5 protein-coding genes are annotated in these 11,776 nt (G+C 42.9%); 2 read left to right on the forward strand and 3 right to left on the reverse strand.

Translation table 11 applies throughout. From position 1 onward, the window contains the following. Positions 1-4,542 (forward strand): S-layer family protein (locus tag H6G41_RS23080; RefSeq protein ID WP_190748994.1); only part of this gene is annotated, 4,542 nt, incomplete at its 5' end. Between the two features lie 169 nt (positions 4,543-4,711). Here H6G41_RS23080 and hpnH read toward each other — a convergent pair. From hpnH to H6G41_RS23095, 3 genes are all read right to left on the reverse strand, one after another. Then, positions 4,712-5,728 (reverse strand): adenosyl-hopene transferase HpnH, encoded by a 1,017-nt coding sequence (gene hpnH / locus H6G41_RS23085; protein WP_190748996.1) that lies wholly within the window; start codon positions 5,726-5,728, stop codon positions 4,712-4,714. A 118-nt stretch (positions 5,729-5,846) separates the two neighbouring features. Beyond that, on the reverse strand, positions 5,847-6,830 hold the full coding sequence (gene hpnA, locus H6G41_RS23090) for a hopanoid-associated sugar epimerase (protein WP_190749086.1): 984 nt from the start codon (positions 6,828-6,830) through the stop codon (positions 5,847-5,849). 8 nt (positions 6,831-6,838) lie between these two features. After that, on the reverse strand, positions 6,839-9,517 hold the full coding sequence (locus tag H6G41_RS23095; RefSeq protein ID WP_190748998.1) for an efflux RND transporter permease subunit: 2,679 nt from the start codon (positions 9,515-9,517) through the stop codon (positions 6,839-6,841). 186 nt (positions 9,518-9,703) lie between these two features. Between H6G41_RS23095 and H6G41_RS23100 the strand changes: the two genes are divergently transcribed. Next, positions 9,704-10,426, forward strand: a complete 723-nt coding sequence (locus H6G41_RS23100) for a phosphorylase (protein WP_374939443.1) — start codon at positions 9,704-9,706, stop codon at positions 10,424-10,426. Positions 10,427-11,776 lie beyond the last annotated feature (1,350 nt).

Genomic DNA, 11,776 nt, shown 5'->3' on the forward strand with positions numbered 1-11,776 from the left:
ATAGCCGACTTGACAGCAACTAACGGCACATTGGAAGACAACGGTAATGGTAATTACACCTTCACCCCAAATGCCAACTTCAATGGTAGAGTTGACCTCACCTACAATGTAGTTGATGGTAAAGGTGGTACTGTTGCGGCAAATCAATCCTTTGAGATTACTGCTGTCAACAATGCACCCACAGGTACAGCCAGTGCAACCTTAGCAGATGGCACAGAAGATACCCCTTACCCCATTGGTATTTCAGATTTACTCCCAGGATTTAGCGATGTCGATGGCGACACTCTCTCAATAGCCGACTTGACAGCAACTAACGGCACATTGGAAGACAACGGTAATGGTAATTACACCTTCACCCCAAATGCCAACTTCAATGGTAGAGTTGACCTCACTTACAACGTAGTTGATGGTAAAGGTGGTACAGTAGCTGCAACTCAATTTTTCCATCTGGCTACGGTGAATGATGCACCCACAGGTACAGCCAGTGCAACCTTAGTAGATGGCATAGAAGATACCGCTTACACCATTGATGTTTCAGATTTACTCTCAGGATTTAGCGATGTCGATGGCGACACTCTCTCAGTAGCCGACTTGACAGCAACTAACGGCACATTGGAAGACAACGGTAATGGCACTTATACCTTCACCCCTGATGCCAACTTCAACGGCACAGTTAACCTCACCTACAATGTAGTTGATGGTAAAGGTGGTACTGTTGCGGCAAATCAATCCTTTGAGATTACTGCTGTCAACAATGCACCCACAGGTACAGCCAGTGCAACCTTAGTAGATGGCACAGAAGATACCCCTTACCTCATTGGTATTTCAGATTTACTCCCAGGATTTAGCGATGTCGATGGCGATAATCTCTCAGTCGCCGACTTGACAGCAACTAACGGCACAGTCGTCAAAGATAATGTTGGTAATGATTACACCTTCACCCCAAATGCCAACTTCAACGGTAGAGTTGACCTCAGCTACAACGTAGTCGATGGTAATGGTGGTACTATTGCGGCAACTCAATTTTTCAATCTGGCTGCTGTGAATGATGCACCCACGGGTGTTGCCAGTGCAACTTTAGTAGATGGCACAGAAGATACCCCTTACCCCATTGATGTTTCAGATTTACTCCAAGGATTTAGCGATGTCGATGGCGACACTCTCTCAATAGCTGACTTGACAGCAACTAACGGCACATTGGAAGACAACGGTAATGGTAATTACACCTTTACCCCAAATGCCAACTTCAACGGTAGAGTTGACCTCAGCTACAACGTAGTCGATGGTAATGGTGGTACTATTGCGGCAACTCAATTTTTCAATCTGGCTGCTGTGAATGATGCACCCACGGGTGTTGCTAGCGCAACCTTAGAAAATGGCACAGAAGATACCGATTACCCCATTGATGTTTTAGATTTACTGCTTGGATTTAGCGATGTCGATGGCGACGACACTCTCTCAGTCGCCGACTTGACAGCAACTAACGGCACATTGGAAGACAACGGTAATGGCACTTATACCTTCACCCCTGATGCCAACTTCAACGGCACAGTTAACCTCACCTACAATGTAGTTGATGGTAATGGTGGTACTGTTGCGGCAAATCAATCCTTTGAGATTACTGCTGTTAATGATGTACCCACAGGTGTTGCCAGTGCAACTTTAGTAGATGGCATAGAAGATACCCCTTACCCCATTGATGTTTCAGATTTACTCCAAGGATTTAGCGATGTCGATGGCGACGACACTCTCTCAGTCGCTGACTTGACAGCAACTAACGGCACATTACTCAAAGATAATAATGGTGATTATACCTTCACCCCTGATGCCAACTTCAACGGTAGAGTTGACCTCACTTACAATGTAGTTGATGGTAAAGGTGGTACTGTTGCGGCAAATCAATCCTTTGAGATTACTGCTGTCAACAATGCACCCACAGGTACAGCCAGTGCAACTTTAGTAGATGGCATAGAAGATACCGCTTATACCATTGATGTTTCAGATTTACTCCCAGGATTTAGCGATGTCGATGGCGACACTCTCTCAGTAGCCGACTTGACAGCAACTAACGGCACATTGGAAGACAACGGTAATGGCACTTATACCTTCACCCCTGATGCCAACTTCTTGGAAGACAACGGTAATGGCACTTATACCTTCACCCCTGATGCCAACTTCAACGGTAGAGTTGACCTCACTTACAATGTAGTTGATGGTAAAGGTGGTACAGTAGCTGCAACTCAATTTTTCCATCTGGCTACGGTGAATGATGCACCCACAGGTACAGCCAGTGCAACTTTAGTAGATGGCACAGAAGATACCCCTTACCTCATTGGTATTTCAAATTTACTCCCAGGATTTAGCGATGTCGATGGCGATAATCTCTCAGTCGCCGACTTGACAGCAACTAACGGTACATTGGAAGACAACGGTAATGGTAATTACACCTTCACCCCAAATGCCAACTTCAACGGTAGAGTTGACCTCAGCTACAACGTAGTTGATGGTAAAGGTGGTACTGTTGCGGCAACTCAATTTTTCAATCTGGCTGCTGTTAATGATGCACCTATTGCGAGAAATGATGCCTTCACTATTACTATTGTTCAAAATCCAGCCATTGAAATCAGTGCAGCTACATTACTCAGCAATGATAGTGATGTCGATGTTACAGATGTCTTAAGTATTATTTCTTTTAGCCAACCTAGCCAAGGAACTTTAGTTAACAGCAATGGCGCTTACATTTACACTCCCGTTACTGGCTATTTTGGTTCTGATAGCTTCACTTACACTATCAGTGATGTATCAGGATTCACCAGTACTGCCACTGTCAACTTGACCATTAATCCTAATTTCAATGTGATTAATGGAACTTCAGGCACAGACAATTTAACTGGTACTACGCAAAGAGATATGATCTCGGGACTTCAGGGTAATGATACAATCTCTGGGCTGGATAATAACGACCTCCTCAATGGTGGCGATGGTAATGATAGCCTAGTTGGCGGTTCTGGCAATGACAGTTTGTTTGGAAACGCAGGTAACGATACCCTAGTTGGTAGTTCCGGCAATGACACCTTAGTTGGTAATGACGGTAACGATAGTCTAAGTGGTGGCACAGGCAATGATATTCTTGATGGTGGATTAGGTAATGATAATTACGCCGTAGATAGTATCAATGATGTTGTAATTGAGGGTGTAGATGCTGGTACGGATTTAGTTAGATCCTCTGTAACCTGGACTCTAAGCGCAAATTTAGAAAATTTGACTCTGAATGACAGTTCAGCGATTAATGGTACAGGTAACAATCTCAATAACTTGATTACGGGGAATAGTGCGGCTAACTCTTTAAGTGGTGCAGATGGGAATGACACCCTAGTTGGTAGCGGAGGTAATGACAACTTAGTTGGTGGTGACGGTAACGATAGCCTAGATGGTGGCACAGGCAATGATATTCTTGATGGTGGATTAGGTAATGATAATTACACCGTAGATAGTATCAATGATGTTGTAATTGAGGCTGTAGATGCTGGTACGGATTTAGTTAGTTCTTCCATAACCTGGACTTTGGGCAATAACCTGGAAAATCTTACTCTCACTGTTAGTTCAGCGATTAATGGTACAGGTAACAATCTCAATAACTTTATTAGGGGCGGTACTGGGGCTAACGTCCTGAGTGGAGGAGATGGTGATGATACCATAGATGGTAACTCAGGTAATGATAATTTATCTGGCGGTGTAGGTAATGATAGTCTGCTCGGTAACTCTGGGAATGATATCTTATCAGGTGATAACGGTGACGATCGCCTAGATGGTGGTTCCGGTAATGACACCTTATTTGGCGGTGATGGTAACGATTTCCTTGATGGTGGTTCTAATCAGGATAATCTCATCGGTGGTTTAGGTAATGACACTTATGTAGTCAACAGTAGTAGTGATGTAATTACTGAAGAATTGAATGCGGGTACAGACTTAGTTATGTCTTCTGTCAGCTGGACGCTGGGTGCTAACCTGGAAAACTTAACTCTAACTGGAACAGCTAACAACAGTGGTACAGGTAATACCCTCAACAACATCCTCTCTGGTAACTCTGGTGCTAACTCTTTGAGAGGACTAGATGGTAACGATAGTATCTTTGGTGACAATGGCAATGACACTTTGCTCGGTAGCACTGGTAATGACACCCTAGTTGGTGGACTCGGTCAAGATCAGCTAAATGGTGGTAGTGGTAATGATAGCTTTTATCTAATTGATACCCGCACTGGTGGAGTCGATACTATTATTGACTTTAGTGTTTCATCCGATAAGATATTTATTTCCGGTACAGAATTCGGACTGAGTCAACCGCAGAACACTATCCTTGATTCTAGCCTGTTCCAACTCGGTACAAGTGCTACAGCGGCAAATGTTCGCTTTATTTACGATATAAATACAGGTAACCTATTTTTTGATGCTGATGGCGTTGGGGGTGCAACACAAGTTCAAATTGCACAATTATCAAATCGAATATCACTGAGCAATACAAATATTAATGTCATTGCCTAAAATCAATTTGCAATTGAGAAACTAAGATGTAGCTATAATTTTCTGACATAGAGCTTTTGCGTTGTTTTAGGTAATTTGGATTGCTTTAACTAGCAAAGATATTTGAACCAAGAAAATTAATGGGTGGGTAATGCCCACCCTACTTTTTTAATTTGGTGTTGCAGATCTATTATTTACCAAACACGGTACCCAAGGAACGGGCAATATTTTGCGGTTGCATTGCATCCATTGCGGCTGTTGGTTCATAGCCGCAGTGAACCATGCAATCGGCACATTTGGGATTACCGCTAGCGCGGCCGTATTGACTCCAGTCGGTGTCTTCTAGTAATTCTTTAAAGGTGGCGTAATAGCCTTCATTTAAAAGATAGCAAGGTCTTTGCCAACCGAGAACGCTATAGCTAGGGCTACCCCAAGGTGTACATTCATAGTCTTTTTCGCCGGTGAGGAAGTCTAGGAATAAGGGGTTGTGATTGAAATTCCAGTTTTTCTTACCAGATTGATGGGGTGCAAGAATTTCTCTAAATAAGGCGTGGGCTTGTTCACGTTTGAGAAAATGCTCTTGATCTGGTGCCCATTCGTAGCTGTAACCTGGGGAAATCATCATTCCATCAGTATTTAAGGTTTCCAGGAAGTCGAAGAACGCCTGCATTTCTTTGGGATCAGTATCCTTAAAGATGGTGGTGTTAGTTGTGACTCGGAAACCTTGGGCTTTAGCGGCGCGAATGGCTTTGACAGCAATATCAAAAACGCCTTGACGGTCAACACATTGATCGTGTAACTCACGCATTCCATCTAAATGGACGCTGAAAGTTAAGTAAGGGGAAGGTTGGAATTTATGCAGACTTTTCTCTAGTAATAAACCATTGGTACACAAGTAAATATATTTCTTGCGTTGGACTAATCCGCGAACAATCTCATCAATTTGCGGATGTAGTAAGGGTTCGCCTCCCGGAATGGAAACTACTGGTGCGCCGCATTCTTCCACAGCAGCAAAGCACTGTTCTGGGGTGAGGTTTTGCTTGAGGATTTCCGGCGGATGTTGGATTTTACCGCAACCATTACAGGCAAGGTTACAGCGAAATAGCGGTTCTAACATTAATACTAAGGGAAAGCGTTTGCGTCCTTTTAAACGCTGAGTTACCAAATATTTCCCGATATCTATAGCTTGTTGTAAATTAATTGCCATTGACTTTGTTCACTCCTCGATTAAGTAGAAAAACACCACGAAAAGCTCACTCCCTTTTAGGGGGCATTGGGCATTGGGCATTGGGCATTGGGCATTGGTATTATCGGTTAGGTTTGCCTTAATTGACGTATCCTTTACTCGTAAACCAATTAACAGCATCTTGTAGTGCTGTTTTTAGGGAAGACTGAGGTAAGCCCAATTCTGTGACAGCTTTTGCTGGATTGTAATACATTGGTTGTTGCGCCATGCGTACACCGTCTAAAGGGACTGAGGGTGGTTTACCCAAGGGTGCGAGAATTTTTTCATCAATCCAAGCAACGCTCAGGGGTAGCCAACTAGGTACGGCGGTTTGTGGTGCTGTTAAACCTGTAATTTCGGCGAGTTGTTCTAGCAGTTGCTTGAGGCTGAGATTTTGATGTCCTAAAATATAGCGATCGCCTTTTTTACCTCGCTGTAAAGCTAGTAAATGTCCCCAGGCTACATCTCGTACATCAATGAAATTCAGCCCTGTATCTACATAAAATGGCATTTGTCGCCGCAAAAATCGCAGAATAATATCACCTGTTGGCGTCGGCTTGATATCCAATGGCCCAATTGGGCTGCTAGGATTGACTACAACGATTTCCTGACCTGCAATAGCTGCTTGCATGGCTACTTGTTCTGCCAGAAATTTGGACTTTTTGTAGTCACCAACCAATTTTTCTAAGGGACTCTGATGAGCTTCATCTACGACTTTACCAGATTCCCCGACCCCAATGGCAGCAACGGAGCTTGTATATACTGTGCGTTCAATCCCCGCTTGTTGGGCGGCGGCGAGTATGTTGCGCGTACCTTGGACGTTATGCTTGTAAAGTAGCTCTTTATCTGTTTGCCACAGAGAATAATAAGCAGCGACATGAAATAAATATTGACAACCTTGCATTTTTTCAGCGAGATTGGCATCATTTAAATCGCCCTTGACAAGTTCCACATTTAACCCTTGCAAGTTTTCTAGGTTGCTGCTAGGACGTACCAGTGCTTTGACTGTATATCCTTCTTGCACCAACAGGCGAACTACATGGGCACCAATAAAACCAGTTCCGCCGGTGACAAAGGCTTGCATCAAGGAATCTACCTCTTTTTAAATCGGGGAAACCAATCATCTAGAATGGCGTAAACTACAGGCACGACAATTAAACTGAGAACTGTAGAACTGACTAACCCGCCAGCAATAGCTACCGCCATAGGCGATCGCAATTCTGAACCTGCACCAAATCCTAAGGCGATGGGAAGCATCCCTAAGATAGTTGAAGCAGTGGTCATCATAATTGGTCTCAGGCGCACTACTCCAGTTTTTAAAATCGCTTCGGTACGCTCTAAGCCAGATTGACGTAGCTGATTGATGTAATCTACAAGCAAAATCGCATTTTTATTTGCCAAACCCAGCAAGAAGACAAAGCCAATCAGCGAGATCATGCCAAAGTCACTTTTAGTCATGAGTAATGCTAGTAATGCTCCTACTAGTGCTAATGGCAAAGAAACACCAATCACTACCGGGTCTACCCAGCTTCTAAACAGCAAAATCAGTACTCCAACAATACACAGTGCTGATAAAACTAGAGTAGTGGCAAAACTACCCACCACTTCACCCAAGCGGGCAGAATCTCCTCCCAAATCTAAAGAGACGCTAGGGGGTAGCACCGCTTTAGCTGCTGCTACTACTTGATCGGTAGCGTCACCTAAGGACAAATCTTTGCCGAGGTTGGCGCTGATATAAGCTACTCGTTGATTATTCAGTCGCTCGATTTGAAAAATTTGCTCATTTTGATTGTTTTCACCTGTCACAGTTACATCAGCAAATCCCGGTAATTTGACTACTCGGTCTTTAATTGCTTTGGCTGTCTGGCTGAGTTCTTTGAGGTCATTACCTCTTAGTGCCAACTGTAAGGGTTTTTGACCACCAGTATCAACAAATTGAATATCTTCCACACTGGTATTGACATTGGGAAGACTGGGTAAAGAAGTACGAAATTGCTCTTGTAATTCCGCAGTTGTAATTTTGCGGTCTTCTTTGAGTTTGACATAAATTGTGCCTTTGTTTGGCTCGCCTTCACGAGAACCCACAGTAGTAAATACTGTTTGCACATCTGGTGATTTTCTCACCACCTCTTCTATTTTCTTCGCCACTTGCAGCGAATCTTCTAAAGGGTTAGGAATAGATGAAGAATTTCCTCCCCCTTGTCCCCCTAAAACTAACTGCGCTGCTGCATCTGCGGCTGAACGAAAAGCATCAGGTACAGTGAAAGGAGTGGTGTAAGTAATATTAAATTCGCCGCGATCGAGTTTGGGAATAAAACCTTTGGGAATGAGGGGAATCAGTGCCGTACCGCCAATTAAGCTGAGTAAAGCTAATCCAATAACTATCTTCCTGTGAGTTAAAGACCACCGCAGCAAGTCTCTGTAAAATTGGGTAAAATTCACCCAAATTTTTGCTTCTTGGTGTGGGGAATGGGAAGGTTTAGGTTTTAGCCAGTAGATAGCCAAAACTGGTGACAAAGTCCGAGCAACTAATGTAGAAGCAATAAAAGCACCGGAAACCGTGATTCCAAATGGCTTAAAAAATTGTCCAACTACCCCACCCATCAAACCTATTGGTAAAAAAACTGCTACTGCTGTAGCAGTGGTGGCGACAACTGTTAATCCAATTTCATTTGTAGCTGAATAGGCGGCTTGGCGAGGACTTTCCCCATCATCAATGTGGCGCATGATGTTTTCTACATCAATGATCGCATCATCGATGACGCTGCCGATGACTAAAGCCAAGGCTAACAGTGTAATCGTTTCTAGGTTAAAACCAAAAAACGCCATGATGATAAATGTCGCCAACAAAGAGGTGGGAATCGCCAAAGCAGAGATGAGAGTTGCTCGCCAATTCCACAAAAAAGGAAAAATGACGATGATTGACAACACCACAGCTTCAATCAGCGCATTGATTGTTGACTGGGTGGCGTTGTGGATATACTCGGCTTGAGTGGCGGCTAAGGTGAGTTTGACATCCTTGAGGGAAGATTGCAGCTTTTGAACTTCATCTTCCACCCGGCTGACAACTTCTAAAGTATTCGCCGTCCCCTTTTTAATTACCTGAAAGGCTAAAGCATCTTTACCATTAAAGCGGATTAAAGTTGCTCCGCCTACTGGTAAAGCTGCTGTATCAGCTGCTAACTGGGTTGGAGAATTACTCGGTTCGCCTAACAATACAACTTTTAGCACTCCTGGCAATTTAGCGATCGCTGGCACAATTTTATCCTTTGCCAACTTCGTTAAATCCGTGAGATTCCCATTTGGACTCTCAATTGCATAACTAATTGCTGCTGACTCATTTAAATTGAGGGGAATAATCTTATATTTTGCCCCCTCAGTTAGAGTCAAATTCTTGATTGTATTCTCGACTTGGCGCGTCGATGTTTCTAAGTTTGTACCGACGACAAAAGATAAACTAACAGCCGTTTGTCCTGGATAAGTAGATGAGCGAATATCCTCAACTCCTTCCAAGGATTTTAACTGCTGTTCCAGTGGTTGGGTAAGTTTTGTCTCTGTATCCAGGGCTGTGGAGATGGGAGCAGTCGCATTGACTACCACCACCGGAAAGGTAATATCTGGAAACAAAGCATACTTGAGGGAACTGAAAGCCAAAAGTCCAGCTACCGTCACAGCAATCCAAAAACTTACCGTCAGCCACGAAAATTCAATCGCCAACTTAGAAATATTGAAGCGTTCTCGTGCAGATTTTGAGCTATTAGGCTTGACCATCTTGGAAAATCATCGTGCGGGTGACACAATTATTGTCATGCTACAGTAATCACTTGCAGTTTGCGAGTTCGGGTACTCCCCAATCAGCATTATTGCTGAATTTTCTCACTTTGGTTCTGTTGACGGTTGACAAATGACAAATGACAACTGTACGGGCGAGTTCACAAATATCTACGCTAAACAATGATGATCTCAATAAACCCGCCCCTACTGCAAATGACAAATCCCCAATTAATTCTCGTAGCCCAAGGCGCAGAGTATCAGGCTGTATGTCGTGGTTTAAGTCATATTACTGACAGAAAACCAACTGTAATTCCTATTCCTATGGGTATAAAACCCTTAAATACATATCTGCATAAATTGCAAGATGATAAAGTGTTTCTCAATCATCCACAGCCAAAAGTGCTGCTGATGGGTTTGTGTGGCAGTTTATCCCCTAGTTACCCAATAGGAAAAATTGTATTGTATGAAAACTGTGTTTATCAGGGAAAAGTGCAAGAGTGCGATCGCTCTTTCACAGCAGAGTTACACTCACAGTTACACTCACAAATTAATTTAGTTAAGGGATTAACAAGCGATCGCGTTGTTTGTTCCGCAGCCGAAAAACGCCAGCTTGGTGAGACTCTAGGCGCTGATGTTGTCGATATGGAAGGATTTGCGGCGTTAGAGTTTTTCCATTCCCTGGGTGTGTCAGTCGCAATGTTGCGCGTAGTCAGCGATGATTGTCACCATGATATCCCCGATTTAACATCAGCCATTAGCCCCGATGGTTCCCTGCGTCCTTTACCTTTAGCAATGACATTTATTAAACAACCGATTGCGGCTAGTCGTTTAATTCGCGGTTCTTTACAGGGATTAAAAGTATTAGAAGATGTCAGCAAAAACATCCTTCTCACTTACCCAAAATAACGCCCACAGGCTAAAGCCTGGGGCTATCGTTACCAAGCCCACAAAGGTGGGCTTTGTTCTATTAGCCGCAACCTTCTAGGGTGACGGCGTTATTTCGGTATCAGCCACAAGCACTTAGGGTCTAAGTTGTCATCGATAATAATATATATATGCAGTACAGTCGGTGAGCAAAAAACCGGGAATTATCCTTATGACACCACTTACATTAAACCTCAATTCTGTAATTAAATTAACTTCAGATGTGCCCTATGCTGTACCTGGATTTCTCACCAAATTTTTCAATACCTAGATTTCTCTTTGTCCAGAGGTCGTAGGGGCGGGTTAAGCGAGATAGTCGTGAATAATGGAATCATATCTGTGAACCCGCCCCTACTGCTTGTGAGAAATGCGGGTGTAGTGCATCATAGCGATCGCACTACGAATTTTGACGATAACTAAGGGCGATCGCACTTCCCATATTGCCTAAATTACCCAAAATAACCGTTACTATGGTTAAAAAACACTATTGAAACTACTTAGGCGTTCACATGGCAACTATATCTAACGTTTAGGTGACAATTTCTCTGGCTGGGCTGGATTTAGACGATGAAGAGTTACAAGCCGAAGTGCAAAACTTACTCCCTCCAAATATCAAACCGAGTCGGATAGCTTGGTAGCCTGTAAAGTCGAACAGTTGTCCGATTCATTAATACTAAAACAAAATCCACAAAAGCATTGATCAAATCGATAAATGCTGATGTGTAATCGAATTACGCTTAAGCGAAACTCATTTAGGAGTTGATCAAATCGATAAATGCTGATGTGTAATCGAATTACGCTTAAACAAAACTTATAAATGGGCTAAGCTAATCGATTTACGCTTAAACAAAACTTATAAATGAGTTGAGCTAATCGATTTACGCTTAAACAAAACTTGTAAATGGGTTGAGCTAATCGATTTACGCTTAAACAAAATTTGTAAATGGGTTGAGCTAATCGATTTAATCCCAATTAAATTTGAAGTTGCACATATTTAAATCCTTCTACATTTCCCTTAAAAAGAGAGACTTTAAGAATTTTTCCCCCTTTTTTAAGCAATACCCAATACATCAAACAACAACACCCAAGCTGCGACCTGCTTAGTGATTTCCTCTGTTTACTCATGACATCTGGGGCTACAATTCATAATTACATACTCGCTATGTAATTAATGTTTATTTGTATGACCCCCTCTTTACCAGATTGAGGAAATATTAGCTTTCGAGTTGGGTGTTGTTGTTTGTTGACGAGACAGACTATATAACAGCTTTTTTACCTCTTAACTAACGTGGACTCTGTCAACTTGGCTGTTGTATCTGCCAGGGAAGCTCT

It is taken from the genome of Tolypothrix sp. FACHB-123, assembly GCF_014697075.1.
In the GTDB taxonomy this organism is placed as follows: domain Bacteria; phylum Cyanobacteriota; class Cyanobacteriia; order Cyanobacteriales; family Nostocaceae; genus Aulosira.